11 protein-coding genes and 1 pseudogene are annotated in these 15,491 nt (G+C 69.6%); 6 read left to right on the top strand and 6 right to left on the bottom strand.

Annotation, left to right across the window (positions count from 1 at the left end; translation table 11 throughout):
• The first annotated feature begins 589 nt into the window (after positions 1–589).
• The 5 genes and pseudogenes from ACWEJ6_RS46910 to ACWEJ6_RS46890 all read left to right on the top strand — a co-directional run bounded on the left by ACWEJ6_RS46910 (position 590) and on the right by ACWEJ6_RS46890 (position 4,481).
• Entirely contained in the window at positions 590–1,711 is a 1,122-nt protein-coding gene (locus tag ACWEJ6_RS46910; RefSeq protein WP_452431826.1) for a tyrosine-type recombinase/integrase, read from the top strand.
• A complete protein-coding gene (locus ACWEJ6_RS46905; protein WP_452431825.1) occupies positions 1,708–2,040 on the top strand; it encodes a helix-turn-helix domain-containing protein in 333 nt (110 codons plus the stop codon). Before ACWEJ6_RS46910 ends, ACWEJ6_RS46905 begins: the two co-directional genes overlap by 4 nt.
• Entirely contained in the window at positions 2,037–3,287 is a 1,251-nt protein-coding gene (locus tag ACWEJ6_RS46900; RefSeq protein ID WP_452431824.1) for a hypothetical protein, read from the top strand. The genes ACWEJ6_RS46905 and ACWEJ6_RS46900 overlap by 4 nt, the downstream gene beginning before the upstream one ends.
• 83 nt (positions 3,288–3,370) lie before the next feature.
• Positions 3,371–4,120 (top strand): annotated as a pseudogene (locus ACWEJ6_RS46895) (transposase); the annotation flags it as partial.
• 88 nt (positions 4,121–4,208) lie between these two features.
• Positions 4,209–4,481, top strand: a complete 273-nt coding sequence (locus tag ACWEJ6_RS46890; protein ID WP_452431823.1) for a hypothetical protein — start codon at positions 4,209–4,211, stop codon at positions 4,479–4,481.
• A gap of 21 nt (positions 4,482–4,502) precedes the next feature.
• Here the strand turns inward: ACWEJ6_RS46890 and ACWEJ6_RS46885 are convergent, their stop codons facing one another.
• The 5 genes from ACWEJ6_RS46885 to ACWEJ6_RS46865 all read right to left on the bottom strand — a co-directional run bounded on the left by ACWEJ6_RS46885 (position 4,503) and on the right by ACWEJ6_RS46865 (position 9,194).
• Positions 4,503–5,435, bottom strand: coding sequence for a hypothetical protein (locus ACWEJ6_RS46885; RefSeq protein WP_452431822.1), 933 nt, complete (start codon positions 5,433–5,435; stop codon positions 4,503–4,505).
• The gene (locus ACWEJ6_RS46880; protein WP_452431821.1) at positions 5,432–5,965 is read right to left on the bottom strand and encodes an RNA polymerase sigma factor; all 534 of its coding nucleotides are present in this window, start codon (positions 5,963–5,965) and stop codon (positions 5,432–5,434) included. The genes ACWEJ6_RS46885 and ACWEJ6_RS46880 overlap by 4 nt, the downstream gene beginning before the upstream one ends.
• A 208-nt stretch (positions 5,966–6,173) precedes the next feature.
• Positions 6,174–7,025, bottom strand: a complete 852-nt coding sequence (locus ACWEJ6_RS46875; RefSeq protein ID WP_452431820.1) for a DUF4253 domain-containing protein — start codon at positions 7,023–7,025, stop codon at positions 6,174–6,176.
• A 271-nt stretch (positions 7,026–7,296) separates the two neighbouring features.
• Positions 7,297–8,625, bottom strand: a complete 1,329-nt coding sequence (locus tag ACWEJ6_RS46870; protein WP_452431829.1) for a tyrosine-type recombinase/integrase — start codon at positions 8,623–8,625, stop codon at positions 7,297–7,299.
• Entirely contained in the window at positions 8,625–9,194 is a 570-nt protein-coding gene (locus ACWEJ6_RS46865) for a hypothetical protein (RefSeq protein ID WP_452431819.1), read from the bottom strand. The genes ACWEJ6_RS46870 and ACWEJ6_RS46865 overlap by 1 nt, the downstream gene beginning before the upstream one ends.
• Positions 9,195–9,798: 604 nt before the next feature.
• Between ACWEJ6_RS46865 and ACWEJ6_RS46860 the strand changes: the two genes are divergently transcribed.
• Positions 9,799–11,082 carry a hypothetical protein gene (locus ACWEJ6_RS46860; RefSeq protein ID WP_452431818.1) on the top strand — a complete coding sequence of 428 codons (1,284 nt, stop codon included), beginning with the start codon at positions 9,799–9,801 and terminating at the stop codon, positions 11,080–11,082.
• Positions 11,083–11,352: 270 nt separating this feature from the next.
• On the opposite strand, the gene ACWEJ6_RS46855 is transcribed toward ACWEJ6_RS46860, so the two are convergent.
• The gene (locus ACWEJ6_RS46855) at positions 11,353–15,291 is read right to left on the bottom strand and encodes a S8 family peptidase (protein ID WP_452431817.1); all 3,939 of its coding nucleotides are present in this window, start codon (positions 15,289–15,291) and stop codon (positions 11,353–11,355) included.
• Between the last annotated feature and the right edge of the window lie 200 nt (positions 15,292–15,491).

The following is a 15,491-nucleotide window of genomic DNA, read 5'->3' as shown; positions in this document are numbered from 1 at the left end:
GGTACTCGACCACTTCGGGCGCGGTGGCGACCAGGTGGTCCAAGTAGGCGTCGAAGGTCGCCCGGCCGAAGTCGTGCGGAGTTCCTGGGGCGTCGTCGGCTACGCCAGTCCCGCCACCGGGTTGTCCGCATCACCGTGATCCGAGACCCATGACCACGATCGGTCCAGGTCGTCCCGCGTCTGGATTACGAAGGCATACTGACTACCTACCGCGTTCATCCCTCGAGTCTGATTGACCACCTCGGGATGCGCCATCGGAAGGACGGCCTGCTCGTCACGAGCGAGAAAGGACCACCCTGACGCAGAGGCCGAAACCCCAGGTCAGAAGACACGCTGCTACCCACGCGGCCCGTTTCCGGCGTATTCCGGAAGTAGCGGCAATTTCATTTGATGAAGAACCCAGATCGGTTGACACACCGACCGAAGGCGGCTGCCGGAACAGCGGTTTCACGGCCACCGCGAGAGGTCAAAGCGATCGTAGCGGTTGCCGAGTGACGTGATATCGAGGCCCTGAACTGCGGACTTGCGCTCCGATTACATCTAATGAAAGATCCCTTCCTTAGATGTAAGTGACGGAGGGTAGTGACAGATGCGGCAAGACAAGCTCGCACCAGGAGCTGCGGGCCTCCATCTGGTCGGCGGGTTGCCGTTACTGCGGCCCGAGGAGCAGGTGTTCGCAGCGATGCTGGAGGGCTGGCGCAACCAGCAGCTGGCCCGGAACCTGGCGTTCTCCACGATCAACTCACGGGCCAAGGCCGTGCGGGCCTTCGCCCGGCACGCCGACGCCTTCCCCTGGCACTGGTCGGCGCACCAGGTGGATGAGTGGCTGGGCGATCTGCGGGCGGTGCGCCATCTGAAGCGCAAGACGCTGCGGAACTACCAAGAGGCCATCCGCTCGTTCTGCGCCTACCTGCTCGACCCCGCCTACCAGTGGACCACCGAGTGCGAGCAGCGATTTGGCACCCACCCGATCCAGGTGGTCCACGAGTGGAACACCGCCACCCACGTTCAGGAGGCTGACGCCGACGCGGGCAAGCGCGCTTTCACCCGCAACGAGCTGATCGCTTTGTTCGACCACGCCAACGAGCAGGTCGAGCGCATCCGCGCCGCTGGTCGCAAGGGCTGGCTGCCGGCGTTCCGCGACGCGGCCCTGCTCAAGACCGCTTATGCGTTCGGGTTACGCCGCAACGAGGTACGGATGCTGGATGCCGTCGATTTTGGCCGCAACCCCGACGGGCCGGAGTTCGGCGAGTACGGCGTGCTCTACGTCCGGCATGGCAAGGCCAAGAAGGGCTCTCCGCCCAAGCGCCGCAGCGTGCTGACAGTCTGGGACTGGTCGGCGGAGATCCTGCAGGAATGGATCGTCGACATCCGCCCGCTGTTTCCCACCTCCGGGACATCGGCATGCTGGCCCTCCGAGCGCGGCCCACGCATCGGGCTGAGCTCGATCAACACCCGTCTGGCGGCCTACCGCGACGAACTCGGTCTGGATCCCGTGCTCGACTTCCATTCGCTGCGTCGCTCCTATATCACCCACCTCATCGAAGACGGCTGGGACGCCCGATTCGTCCAGGAACAAGCAGGCCACGACCACGCCAGCTCCACCTCCATCTACACCTGCGTGTCCTCCGACTTCCGCACCCGCACCCTGCGCCGGGCTCTGGACGCCACTATCGAGGCCGCACTCAAGCCGGCCAGGAGAGCACGATGAAACGGCACGTCAGCTATCAATGGCGCCTGCGCGAGATGATGGCCGCGGCCGGCATGTTCGCCGCCACCGACCTCGAACCGCTCCTGCACGAGCGGGGCATCAAGCTGTCCTCGGTGCAGGTCTGGCGCCTGGTCACCCAGACCCCCGAACGCCTGTCGCTGCCGGTGCTCGCGGCGCTCTGCGACATCTTCGACTGCACCCCGGCCCAGCTCATCGCCACCAAGGCGGAGAACGCCGCGTCCCGCAAGACCGCCACCGACGACGCCGGCGTCGCCGAGCTGCCCACGCCCCTGCGGCCCAAGCGCGCCCGCATCCGTCCCGAGGCATGACCGCCACACCCCTGACCTGCGGCGGCTGCGGCCAGGAAGGACGCCGCTACCGACGCGGGCTCTGCGGCTCCTGCGCCCTGACCGAGGACCTGCAGGCCGTCCTCGACGACGGCCACGGAATCATCCGGCCCGAACTCCTGCCGCTGTTCGAGGGCATGCGCCAGATGGACAACCCACGAGCGGGAGTGAGCTGGCTACGCCGTCCGCACGTCGCTGAGATGCTGCGCGCCCTGTCCAGCCACGACACGGCGATCACCCACGAGACCGTCGACGCCATGACGCCCTGGCGATCAGCCGCCTACCTGCGGGACCTGCTCATGCACCACGGCGTGCTGCCCGCCGTCGACCGGCACCTGCTGCTGTTTCAGCGATGGCTGGCCGAATGGCTAACCGGCATCGACGACGTCGAACACCGGCGCCTGCTCGAACGCTTCGCCACCTGGCACCTGCTGCGCAAGCTCCGCACGATCGCCACCCGGCAACCTCTCGGCATGAAGCGCAACCAGGACGCCCGCCGCGTCCTGGTCCAGGCCGCCGCCTTCCTGAGCTGGCTGGACGATCACCACACCCGCCTCGGCGGCTGCACCCAGGCCGACCTGGACGCTTGGCACGCCACCGCCTTCCTGGCCCGGCGGCCAGCCCAGGCCTTCCCGCGCTGGTGCATGACCGCCGGCCACATGCCCAAACTGGCCATCCCGACCCGCAGCACCCTCAACCCGGCCCCGATCAGCCAGCGGCAACGACTCGCCCTGATCCGCAAGGCCCTCAGCGACGAGAGCATCCCCGACCGCGACCGGGTCATCGCCCTGCTCGTCCTGCTCTATGCCCAGCCCATCAGCCGCATCCTCCGGCTCACCCTCGACGACCTCACCCGCGACGGCGACCAAGTTCTCCTGCGTCTCGGCGATCCGCCCTCACCCGTCCCCGAACCCTTCGCCGGACTCCTGCTCGGCTACACCCAGACCAGGCCGAACACCACCACGGCAACCAACCGGGACAGCCACTGGCTGTTCCCCGGCCGCCGCGGCGGACAACCGCTCGACCCCACGACCATCCAGTCACGCCTGAGCAAGCTCGGCATCCTCGCCGGCCCGGGACGCTCGGCCGCGATCCGCCAGGTCGTCCTACAGACCCCCGCCCCCGTGGTCGCCCGCATGCTCGGCTACGACGAAGACACCGCGGCCCGACTCGCCACCGCAGCCGGAAGCCCATGGAGCCGCTACGCCCCCGGCGGCCACGAACAGTGACCCCCGTCAGGCGATCAAGAGGGAACACAGATCACTCGATCATTGGCCCCTGCCAGTGCCGCACCCCGGGTAAGAGCGGCCCGCCGCCCAAGGACGGAGTGCGGGCCGCCACTACCCGCCAGCGCTGGCAGCAGGTCCACGCTCTGCTCGACCAGGGCGTCGGGCTGCTGGAATGCGCCCGCCGCCTCGGCCTGGCGTTGAACACCGTTAAGCGGTATGCCCGCATCAGTGAGCCCGAGCGGCTCGTCCGGGTGCCGAAGTACCGGTCAACGCTCGTCGATCCGTTCCGTGATCGCCCGCGCCGCCGCCGCGCCGAAGATCCCGCCGTCTCGGTTCAGCGGTTGCTCGCCGAGATCAGGGCACTCGGCTACACCGGCAGCCAGAACCTGCTGTACCGGTACATCAACCAAGGCAGGGTCGGGTGCGACCGGCTCACGATCTCGCCGAAGCGGCTGGCCGGCCTGCTCCTCAGTGAGCCAGGCACCCTGACCGATGCCCAGCGGGAACGGCTCGATGCCGCCATCGCCGCATGCGGTGAGATGACCATGCTGAGTGGCCTCGTCCGGGACTTCGCCGCCCTCCTTGACCCGAAGGATGGTAACGATTGGCTGCTGACCGCCTGGATAGAGCTCGCACGACAGGTCGACCTGCCGCACGTGCACGCCTTCACCCGGGGGCTAGTCAATGATCGCGCCGCGGTGAACGCCGCGCTCACCCTGCCGTTCCACAACGGCGGTACCGAAGGCGTCAACACCAAGACCAAGCTCCTCAAACGACAGATGTACGGCCGCGCCGGGTTCGCTCTTCTTCGCCACCGCATCCTGCTCGGTTAGCCACGTTCCGTCACCACCGAAAGTGGGCCAGAGCCGTTAACTGGACACACCCCGTCGCCTCGGCCTCGGCCTCGCTGCCTGACGGGGGATGAACTGGCCGCAGTGCCTGGTGGCTGGGCGGGGGCTGGAAAGTCGCGAATGCACCGAGGACGAGGACGTCGCCGTGGTGTTGCGGGGCCCGGTGTGCGATCTCTTCCAGGAGGTGGACGAAGCCGGGCGGGCGTTGATCTCCCTGGTGGGGCTTCGCTCAGGCTGGGCCGTGCCACCGTCTATCGCGTCCTGGAACGTGTACCGCGTACGGCGGCTTTTCGATGCAATCCGCGCCCTGCCCAAGATGGGGACAGGGCGCGGTCGCCTGTGAAACTGAGCCGTACAGCGATGCTCAGTATGGATTGGCCGAAGGCCGAGGGGCGACGACAAGTCTGACCGTGTTCGCCTCGTGGCCGCCGAACGCCTCGTGCACGTACCAGACGTCGGGGACATCTTTCGGTCGCAGGACATGGGCGGTGTAATCCCATCCGGCGCCGTCACGAGTACGCGGTTCAGGCGGGGCTTGGTGGTAGGACTCGAGAGTGGCACCCCGTTCCCGCAGCAGGGCCTTGACCTCGGCTACCGTGCGATTGGCCAGTTCCGCACCTTCCAGGATCTCGCCGCGCGCGGTGGGGTCACCAGTGAGCTCGTATCGCTCCCCGGGTCGGGCGGGACGGCCCAAGATGAGCTCGAAGGGACTGCGCAGGTTAGCGGGAATGCTCACCCCGGCCTGGCACCACGTCCGGCCGCAGCCAGTGCCTTCGATCAGTTTGATGCGGTTGTCGTCGGGTTCGCCTTCGATGGTGAACCCGTCGGGGTGGAAGGTCACTGTCCGCTGAGGAGCGGAGACCGAAGCGAGCGTGCCGACCAGGCTCGGTGAGGCGGGTTCCATGGTCAAGGTGACGTTCAGACCGTGCGCGGCGAAGTCCTCGCGAAACCGCCGGGGGTCGGCGTCGGGATCCACGATCCGCACATCGATGTAGTCGCCGTTCTTAGCGAACGCCAGCGCCTTGGCCGGTCCCACGACGAACGGCCCCACCTCCTGCGGCTGAAGCAGGACCGGAAGAGCGATCGCCATGCTCACCAGAACGACCGTCATGGGAACGAGGGTGAGCCACCGTCGCCGGATCCAGCGTCGTCGTGGCTTGGCCGAGGTGGAGGTGGAGGCGGAGTCACCGAGGATGGCCTCCAGAGTTGCCGTCAGATCGCCCGGCCGGGCCTGCACGTGCCGGGCTGGATCGTGGGCCTGGAACAGGCGGGTGAGCTGCTCGAGATCGCTGGTCACAGGATGTTCCCCTCATAAGACGGCTTGCGGTCGGCGATGGGAGATGCGTCCTCGGAGAGCAGATGGCGCAGTCGTTTACGGGCGCGGTGCAGCCGCATCGCGGCCGTCGGCCGTGAACAGCCCACCACCGCCGCAGCCTGACGCAGGTCGAGCCCTTCCCACGACATCAACAGCAGCAACTCTCGATCGGCCTCACTCAAGCTGCGTAACGCGACCAGCGCTTCCTGCCGTGCGGCAACGCCGGCGGCGTGATCCTCCTCGATGCCGGAGAGCATCAGGGACCCATCCCAGATGAGGCCATCTCGCCGACTGTCTCGTCTGATCGCGTTCGAGATGAGGTTCCGGGCGGTCGCGTACAGCCAGGGCAACGGTTGGTCGGACGGGAAGCGGCGGTACTTCTCCCAGGCCACCTTGAACGTCTCGGCTGCTATGTCCGCAGCCTCCACCGGACCCACGCGTCGCCAGGCGTACCGCAGCACCGCCTCGTAGTGTTCGTGGAACATACGGGTGAAGCCGGCCTCATCGCTCACGCTCCGTCTCCTCTGTGCTGTTCTGATGCACCATGCACCATCTACCTGGTAGATGTCGCGAGCCGGGTGAGTGTCACCGCGCGAGGCGCGGTTCTGCGTGTTGAGATATGAACTGTGGTCCCTACTCGCCGGCTGCACAGCTCGCAAGCGAAGAACGATCTCCTCTATCTTCAGAAATCTTCGATTCTCCGACACCTCAGACCGTTCGTCAGTCCCACCAGAATTCCCACGAGTTGAGTTCGACAAGACGCTCCGCGTAGGCGGCAAGCGTGGAGGGGTGACTGTTCTGCCAGATGTTGTCCGGGCAGAAGGCGAAGTGTTCGGCCGCAACGTGGAGCGCCTCCTGCAGCGTCGAAGGCGGGGCGGCGATGCTCAGATACAGGGTGGCGTAGCCGACGCCGACGACCACGGCGCCGAATCGGTCCTCCCAGCTGCGCACGACGGCGGCGATCTCACCAGTGTCGTTGATGTAGTTCACCGGGCCCGTCCAGCCAACGGCGGCCAGGGCATCCGCTCCCCGGCCCGCTGCGGCCAGACCGAGACGCATGGCCGGATTTCGGGCGTTGAGGTGGGACGCGTAATCGACTGCGAACGAGGTCGGCTCTGCGGTGAACGGCTTGCCCGGCGCCAATCCGGGCCAGAGCTGACCGTAGGGTGCGGTCACGGCGATTTGCTCGATCTCCGGCAACCAATCGGTGTCCGTATCGACCTTGGTGCATCCTGCCCACCAGGTCGCCAGGAGAGCAGCGTGGTCGTGGAGATCCGGAGAAGTGATCATCTCTGGATAGAGTTCTCCGGATTCCCACGGCCTGAAATCGTCATCATGCGGCGAAGGTTCCAGCAGCAGCGGCCACAACCCCGTTCGCCTGTGGGCTTCATATACAGCCGTCCACAGATCAGCCGAGGCCGAATCCACCGTCATCCATAGGCCCGGACGGCCTTCGCCCTCGTCCGTGTCGACGAGGCGGCCCGGTGGCAGCAGGCCGCATAGTTCCACGATGCTGTCCCCACGACCGGTCAGCGCTGCCAGTTCCGACAGAAGCTGCTGTTGAGAGCACATCCCAGCACGATAGGACCTGATCGCCACAGGCGGCTGAGGGTCAGAACGTCCCCCGGCTTCCGAACGCCATGCAGCGGCGAAGACACCGCGTCATTTACCGTCGAAGATCACAGGGACACTCCTAGCCGGATGAGACGCGTGTGGGTGATCGTATCGGGTCGCATCCCTTGGACCTCGTGCAGGCGCTTGACGGTGCCGCCCAGCACCCTGGCGAGGCGGGGGTTCAGGATCAACGCAGGTCAGAGACAACTTCGTTGGGATTTCTTCATTGCTACCGGGACCCCGAGTACGCTGAGGAGGCTGAGTCGTGGCCGCGCCGATTGGGCTGCTGCGCGCCGGCGAAGTCGTCGCCGGGCCGGCCGGGAACGGCAGGGGGCTGCTGAGTGAGTAGGTCGGCGAGCCGGTGGACGGCGTGCTCATCCAACCGCGTCTCGCCGCGGTCGTAGCGCTGTGTGGTGATGGGGGAGGCGTGGCCTAGAAGCTTCTGGACGTCCTCCACCGGGACGTCTGCGGCGAGCAGGAGAGTCGCGGCGGTGGCGCGGAGCATGTGCGGGGTCAGCTTGGCCACGTCCAGGCCGGCGGCACGGGCGGCGCGACGTAGCGCGGTCTGCTGCCGCCACCGGTCGAAGCCGCGGCCGTCGGCGCGCCGCAGCAGCAGGTCGCCCGGCTTGCGGCCGGCCATCAGCGGCCGCAGCAACGCCATGACCATCTCGGGCAGCGGCACCACGATGACGGCACCACCCTTAATCCGGAAGCGGATCACCCAGTGGCCCGCCGAGCGTTCCACCCGACCGACCGTCAGGCTCTCCAGTTCACCGGCGCGCATCCCGGTGATGGTCAACAACGCCACTGCGGCGGCGTCGGCCGGGTGCTGGGCGGCGATCGCCTGGGCGCCACGCAACAAGGCGGTGCCCTCGGCCAGATCGAGGGCGGGCGTGGTGCCAACCTTGCCGACCTCGGGCGCCTCCACCCACTGGGCCGGACTGTGGCCGATCACCTGGCGGCGGACGGCATAGGCGTACAGCGATTTGAGGTTGGACAGGTGCCAGGCCAGCGTGGCCGGGGCCAGCGCCTTGCCGCCGCGGTTCAGGCCGGCGGCGGCGCCGCCGCCGGTGCCGAGCTGGTCGAGGTAGGCGACCACGACGTCCTCGGTGACCTGCCACAGCCCGGCGCCAGGCACGGTCAGTGCCCACCACCGGACGAACTTGGCCACCACGGCCAGCCGGTCGCGCCGGGTGGCGGCGGTCTTGCCCGCGCGCAGCCAGGCCGCCACCGTCGGCCAGCCGGCCCGCTGGTGCGTCGCCGGGTCGTCATCGCGGGGCAGCGCGTCGACGAGGTCGACGTCGGCGCCGGGCACCTCACCGCCGTCACGCGGCCGGCGCCGGGGACGCAGCCCGGCGATGTCGCCGACCGAGGCCACCAGCGGCGACGGCGGCGGCAGTGGCGGCTCGCCCGCCCGGCCGAGCGGGCCGATGGCTCCGCCGCCATACCCACCGGAGCCCACGACCGTCGCAGCGGCAGGCGGGACAGTGCTCGCGCCGGGACGCCACACCGTGGTGGGAACGAGCACCTCTTCTCCGCGGCCCATCTGCTGTCCCATCACGGGCGGACTCCCGACGTTCGGCCTGCCGGGCCGTCCACCGCATCGGCATCGGGCTCGCCATGCCTCGCCTGGCCTGGCCCCGGCGCGACCGGCTGGGCGGCCCGCTCCAGGAGTTCCTCCAGGTCGCACACCAGCGGCGGCCAGGTGGCGGTGCCGGGGCGGATGGCCTCGAGCGGGAGCTGGCCGGTCAGCACGCTGAGCCGGGCCCGGACGGGGTGCGGGCCCACGACGGCCAGCCGGCGCACGCACAGCCGTAGCGGATGCGCGGTGTCCGGGTGGTCCAGATGGCAGGACATCCGGCGGCCGCCGAACATCTGCTCGGCCTCATCCAGGGGGTGGGCGCCGCCCCGGGTGTCGCCTTCGGTTGCCTGGATCAGCTTGCGGATGTCCTCGTCGCTGTAGGCGGTCAGATCGGTGTCACGCCGCCACGGGCATATCCGCTCGACGCCGCACGGCCGCGAGCGGAACTCCAGCGTGCCCGCGCCCTCGACCGCTCCGTCCAGTGCGGGAGTGGGGGGCCGGCGTGTGGCGCTGGCCTGCTCTGGGACCTGCTCATGTGCCGCCATGGACGGTGTCTTTCGTCACGTGCTCAGCCTTCCGCGCCGTTCGGTGGAGACGCCGGCGGAGTCTCCCCACCGGCTCGTCGAGGGCGGCGCCTGCTCGCTCAAGCCGGCCAGCCGATCGAGGGCGTCGAGTTCCGCGGCCCGCCCGCGCAGCTCGTCAACGGTGTGCAGTAGCCGGCGCGTGCCGCCGCTGAAACCGTGGCGCGTCGGCGAACTTCTCGTCGAGCGACCGCAGCCGTTCGACAGCGTAGCGCCGTTCCTCGGCGAAGGCGCGCACGGTCTGCCGCCGGGTGGCTCATTTGCGACTCCTTACTCAGGGCCTCTCCGCGCGGGAAGCCCGGGCGCGTCGGGCCTTCCGACAGCCGACGATCATCCTATCTCACACAACTGGAATTGTGTGAGATCTTTCAGCCTTCCGATTTTTCCGTATCCGCATCCGTAGAAGACGATACGAATACGAAACGGATATGACACTGATAGGATCTCCAGCATGAGCGTGGGCGAGGAAGCGACGGAACCAGCGAGTCGGCACACCGGGGATTTCAGCGGCGAACACGTCGCCGGTACCTCCGGGGGTGAACCGTTCGGCCCCGGGGACGGAGAAGTGGTGCCGGAGCCGCTGTCCGGCCGGGTGGAGGAGGCAGTCGCTGCCGAGCGCGCCGCGCGTACCCGCGCCGCCGGTCGGCGGGCCTGCCGGTACTGCGGCGGCGCCCTGCCGCCGGGCAAGCGTGCCGACGCGCTGGACTGCAGCGCCGATCACCGCACCCGGTACCACCGCGAGCGCGTCCCGGCCGAGACCGCCGCCGCCCGCGACAGCGGCGAGGTGCGCCTGGAACAGGCCCAGGCCGTCCTCGGGCCCCTGGCCGACCAGATCGCCGCCGTGGCGACCGGGCTGCGCGCCAACCTGGAGCAGGCCGTCGCCGACACGATCGCGCAGGCCCAGGCCGCCCGCGCCGACGCCGCGCGGGCCCGCCGCGAGAAGAACGCGGCCGACACCCGCGCCGAGCTGGCCGACCGCCGCGCCCAAGCCGCCCTGGACAAGCAAGAGGCCGCCGAACGGGAGCAGCGCCGCGCCGAACGGGAGGCCGACAGCAAGGTCGACGCGGCCAAGGCCGACGCCCGCGACGCCTGGGCTCAGGTAGCCGAGCACGAACGCGCCCGCGGCGCGGCCGAGCAGGCCCGCGACGACGCACTGCGCGAGCGGGAGCAGGCCGAGGTCGAGCAGCAACGGACGGCCGCCCTGCTGGAGGAGGCCCGGCGGGAGCTCGACCGGCTGCGCGCCGCCGCAGAAGAACACGCCCGGCGCGCCGAGACGCTGCGGGCCGCGGCCGCCGAGGCCGACCTCGCCCGCGAGCGTGCCGAGCACGACAGCCGCCAGGCCCAGGCCCGGGCCGAGACCGCCGAAGGCCGCGCCGAGACCGCCAGGCAGGAGGCGGCCGAGGCGCGTTTGGCCCTGGTCGCCGCGCAGGGCGAAGCCGCCGGCGCCGCGCGGCTGCAGGCCCGCGCCGAGGACGAGTTGCGCCAGGCCGGCACCGAGCGCGACCTCCAGCGCGAGCGCGCGGTGGCCGCCGAACAGCAGGCCCGCACCGCCCAGGCCGAACGCGAGCGCGACGCCGAACAGGTGCGGGAACTACGTGACCGGCTGACCGCCGCCCAGACAGCTGCCGGGCTGGTGCTGCCCGAACTGGCCGACCTCAGCGGTGACCTCGGCGACGGCGCCCGCGGCGTGTCACTGCCCGAGACCGGCATCGCCGTCGCCCGGCAACCGGACGGCACCGTGGTGCTGCACCACCACAACCGGCAGATCCGGCTGGGCGACGGCGAGCACGCCCCCGCCCGCGCCCGCGCTCTGGCCGCCGCGCTGCTGGCCCTCGGCTCACCACGATCCTGAGCTCAAGGCCATCGCCCTGCGGCAGATGGCCGACGGTGGGCCAGGGACGATCTCGCTGGGCCGGCACACGTGGCCAAGCTGCGGTGGAATTCCGAAGAAGAGTGGATACGGTCGGAAAACCCGGGATACCCGGCGATCCTCATGAGGACGGACTTCATGCTGGCCAGGCACGATACAAACCAGGCACGTGTCACCGGCTGTCTATGACCTCTTCGGCAGTCGGACGAGGAGCACCGCCCAGACCGAGGTCCGGGCGATGCTCGTTCTTTGTCAGCGCAGACCGAACGCCTTCAGTGTCGTCTGCTCCACCCGGTTGCCGTCGGTGTCCCAGGCTTCCGCCTTGAGACTGACGGTGCCCGTGGTGTTGTCACGGGACGGGTAGGTCGCGGTCGCGGTGTAGGAGCCGCCCTTCTCCTTCGAGAGCTGGACCGGGTTCCACGTCTTGCCGTCGTCCGTGCTGGCCCACACCTTCAGCCCGGCGATCTTCGGCATCGCCTCCAGCGAAGGACCGTGCCCCGCGTTGACGGTGAAGCGGTGGCGCCCGGTGGCCACGGTGTTCCGCAGGTCGAGCGTGTCATCCAGGTCGAAGCCGACGGTGACCATCGGCTCGGGACGGCACGGATCGGCGGACACGACGGCGCAGATGTGCCCGGGCTTCACCGTGTCCTTCTCCGCACGGAACGAGGTGAACGTCCAGACTGTGTTGATCGTCTTGCTCGTCGCCGAAAGCCGGTACGTGGCCTTCTCCGGGGGCAGCCTGAACAGGGGGATGCGGTTGATGTTGGTCAACGGCACGTCGGTCCCGTCCTGCTTGGTGAGACGGTAGGTGTAGCTGAAGATCCCGCCCATGTCGTCGTGCTGCTGGAGCCCGCCGTTCACCCTCATCGTGTGGAAGACGGGGAAGAGCAGGTCGCCGCGCCTGCACAGGTCGCACGGGGTGTTCAGGCCCAGGGTCGCCGGGTACGGCCTGGCGGGGTCGGGCACCCGGTACACCTGGTCCGGAGCCGTGTAGCCGCCGGGCGTGCGCGGTCCTGCGAACATCCGCTGCTGGGTGCGGACCGCCTTGTCGTAGACGTCCAGAGCGTCGCTCGTCTCGACGGTGTTGTCCGACGGCCTCGCCACGCTGATGTTCAGCTGCATCACGTCCGCCGCCAGTGGACCGACGTAGTCACGCCGGGTGTGCGGACCGACGGCCGACCAGGTGCCGAGTTCGACGGCCTGCGCGACGAGGAGGCGTTCGTCCTGCTTCCAGGCCAGGCGGTGGTCGGAGAACTTGGTGGCCGGGTCCGGGGCCACGTGCACCACGTCGACCTGGGCGAGCTGGTTGCGCTTGTAGGTGTGGTTCAGCGATTCGGGAATCCTGCCCTCCTGGTACTCCTTCAGCGCGTACGTGAAGGGGGTGTCCGGCGTTCCCGTCACCCGGATCGTGACCGGGCCCTTGGCCAGCCGGTCGCGTACCGCCGCGCCGTCACGGGCGGACAGGGACACGTTGGCGATGCCCAGCTCCTTGAGCTCGCCGGTGAACGGCGCCTGCGAGATCGGCAACGGCAGGGAGCATCGGGGCATCGTCTCTGACGGCGCACTCGGGAACGCCACCACACCGGCGGCCCCGGCCGCGCGCAGGTTCTGCACCACCTCGATCGGCACGCCGCAGGCCGTGCCGAAGATGTTCGCCTGCAAGCCGGTCTCCAGCAGCGCCAGCTTGCCCTTGAGGTCGAGCCCGGCCAGTTCCTCCGGGGTGCCCGTTCCCACGTTCACCACCGGGAGATCCTGGGTTCCGGTGAACGGCACCCAGCCGGGATGGCCGTTCTGGCTCTCGACCCCCTCGTACTCGTCATGCATCCCCGGGACGGCCTGGATGCCGGGCATGCCCTTGCCGAGGAGGGACATGCTCACCTCCGACTGGCCGAGAATCGCCTGCTGGGCGAAGCGGAACGTGCCCTTGGTGACGCGCTTGGTCGGGGTGGCCCAGACCAGGTCCCAGGGGCTGTGGTCGAGCACGCCCGCGTACCGCGCGCCGTTCTCCGTCGTGCGCTGGTACGTCTCGATCACGGTGTTGTTCAGCGGACCGGCGGGAGTGGGCGTGCCGAACCGCACCTGGCTGGCCTTGCGCAGGTCGAGCGTGATCGTGGTGTCCTCGGCGACGTTCACCTCCGGATCACTCAGCCAGGCGTAGTTGGTGCGCGAGTCGTCATCGATCCAGCTGGCCAGCTCCATCACGCTGTAGGTGCTCGGAGGCACCCGGATCGTCACCACGCCCGGTTCCGGGACGGCGACGCCGTCGGGCTCCTCGTCCGAGTCCGTCACGCTGATGACGTCGAGCCCCGCGGGGGTCAGCGGGGCGCCGTCCCGGCCGATCGTCTTGACGGTGAGCGTGACCCTCGGTCCCGCGATGAAGAGGCCGACCGGGGTGCTGAGCCGTACGTCGCCCGCCTCGGCGGTGATGGCGCCGCCGTACGCGCCGAAGCCGAGGTCGGCCGCGTCGAGCGTGACCGTCGCGGCCGCGGTGCCGCCGGCGGGGATGGTGAGGGTCTTGTCGGCGCTCAGCGCGCCCTCGATCGGCTTGCGCTTGCTGTCGGACAGCGTCGGGGTCAGCGTGAGGGTGACCGGCTGGTCCGTCAGGTTCGCGTAGGTGACCTGCTTCGTGGCGGTCTTGCCGTCGCCGAAGTCCAGGTTCGCGGTGGCGGCGACGACCTGCTGGGAGGCCGCCCTGGCCACGTCGACCCGGCCGGCGCCCCCTTCGTAGACGGTCAGCCCGACCTGCTTGCTGGTGCTCATCAGCGCGGCCTTGTACTGCGCCGCCGTCCAGTCGGGGTGGCGCTGGGCCAGGATCGCCACGGCGCCCGCCACGTGCGGGGTCGCCATCGAGGTGCCGTTGGCGGAGGTGTAGTAGTCGTCCACCGGCGTGCCCATCGCGGTGCCCGCGGCCCGCGCGGCGACGATGGCGAAGCCCGGGGCGGCGATGTCCGGCTTGAGCGCTCCGTCCAGGCGGGGGCCGCGGCTGGAGAAGCCGGCCAGCTCGTCGGTCTTCGTCGTGGCCGCCACCGTCAGGGCGGCCTCTGCGGTCCCCGGCGTGTTGACGGTCCGTGCTCCGGGCCCGTTGTTGCCCGCGGCGATCACGAACAGCGTGCCGGTGCTCGCCGTCAGCTCGTCGACGGCCTGCGACATCGGGTCGGACCCGTCGCTGACGCCGCCGCCGATGCTCATGCTGACGACCTTGGCGCCGCTGCTCGCGGCCCACTCCATGCCGTCGATGAGCCAGGACGACTCGCCCTGTCCGGCGTTGTCGAGCACCTTGCCGATCAGCAGCTTGGCGCCTGGGGCGGCGCCCTTGTTCTTCCCGTCGGACGCACTGCCCGAGCCCGCGATCGTGGAGGCCACGTGGGTCCCGTGACCGTGGCCGTCGGTCACGTCCTGGCCGGGGACGAACGAGTGCGTTTCCGCGAGCACGCCCGCCAGGTCGGGATGCTTGGTGTCGACGCCGGTGTCGAGGACGGCGACCTTCACCCCGGTGCCGTCGAACCCGGCGGCCCAGGCCTGGGGCGCGCCGATCAGCGGAACGCTCTCGGCCAGGTTGACCTGCACCTTCCGGTCCAGCCAGAGCTTGGCGACGCCCTGCTTGAGGGTGCGCGCAGCCGTACCGCCGTCGCGGACGGCGCTCCAGAAGTCGCCGGCCGTGGCCTTGTCGACCTGTAGTCCGGCGCCGCTGATGCTGGTCAGGTCGGTGGCGGTGGTGGTGGCCGGCAGTGCGTCCGCCGCCGCCTTCACCCCGCGCCGTCCCTTTGGGTACTGGACGATGACCGGCAGCTGCTTGGTCTCGGCGTCGGTGTAGCCGTTCTCGGCCAGGTACTCGACGTTGAACAGTTCCTTGTCGACGTTGCCCGCGTTCACGGCGGCCATGGCGTCGGTCGGGAAGACGTACACGCCCTTGGGCGTCGCCCTGGTCAGGAAGGCGGGCGCCGGGCCGCCCGGACGGGCGGCGGGCTCCACGTCGACCTGGTGAGCGCCGCCCCGGTCCGACAGGGTGACGGTGTCGCCGGTGATGAGCGTGATCTTGTGCGTGCCCGCCGGCAGCCGGTCCAGATCGGGCTGCGCGGCCGGCACGGCCAGCGCACCCGGAGTGGAGACGGCGGACAGCGAGCCGGCGAGGGTCACCGCGGTGACGACGACGGCGGATCCGCGCCGTAACAGGCGCGAGAAACTAGGCATGGGGCTCCTCGGGAGGTGAGTCAGGCAGGCGGGCGGTCAGACGTCGACCCATCCGTCATCGGGCACTAGGGCAGCGGGGTCCTCGTCGGGCTCCTGGTCGCCCTCTTCGGGCTCCTCCGGGTGCTCAAGGTCACGCTGCGGATCGGTTCCGGACATGACGCCCATGGTCTGCGGCGCGCCCCCTACCTACCTATGGGTAA

This window comes from Nonomuraea sp. NPDC004702, from assembly GCF_053601695.1.
This window is presented reverse-complemented; position numbering and strand designations above follow the sequence as displayed.

Excerpts from the sequence above, each read along its gene's own strand:
- ACWEJ6_RS46910 (WP_452431826.1), top strand. The coding sequence starts at position 590 with ATGCGGCAAGACAAGCTCGCACCAGGAGCTGCGGGCCTCCATCTGGTC.
- ACWEJ6_RS46905 (WP_452431825.1), top strand. The coding sequence starts at position 1,708 with ATGAAACGGCACGTCAGCTATCAATGGCGCCTGCGCGAGATGATGGCC.
- ACWEJ6_RS46900 (WP_452431824.1), top strand. The coding sequence starts at position 2,037 with ATGACCGCCACACCCCTGACCTGCGGCGGCTGCGGCCAGGAAGGACGC.
- ACWEJ6_RS46890 (WP_452431823.1), top strand. The coding sequence starts at position 4,209 with ATGAACTGGCCGCAGTGCCTGGTGGCTGGGCGGGGGCTGGAAAGTCGC.
- ACWEJ6_RS46875 (WP_452431820.1), bottom strand. The coding sequence starts at position 7,025 with ATGTGCTCTCAACAGCAGCTTCTGTCGGAACTGGCAGCGCTGACCGGT.
- ACWEJ6_RS46870 (WP_452431829.1), bottom strand. The coding sequence starts at position 8,625 with ATGGGACAGCAGATGGGCCGCGGAGAAGAGGTGCTCGTTCCCACCACG.
- ACWEJ6_RS46865 (WP_452431819.1), bottom strand. The coding sequence starts at position 9,194 with ATGGCGGCACATGAGCAGGTCCCAGAGCAGGCCAGCGCCACACGCCGG.
- ACWEJ6_RS46855 (WP_452431817.1), bottom strand. The coding sequence starts at position 15,291 with ATGCCTAGTTTCTCGCGCCTGTTACGGCGCGGATCCGCCGTCGTCGTC.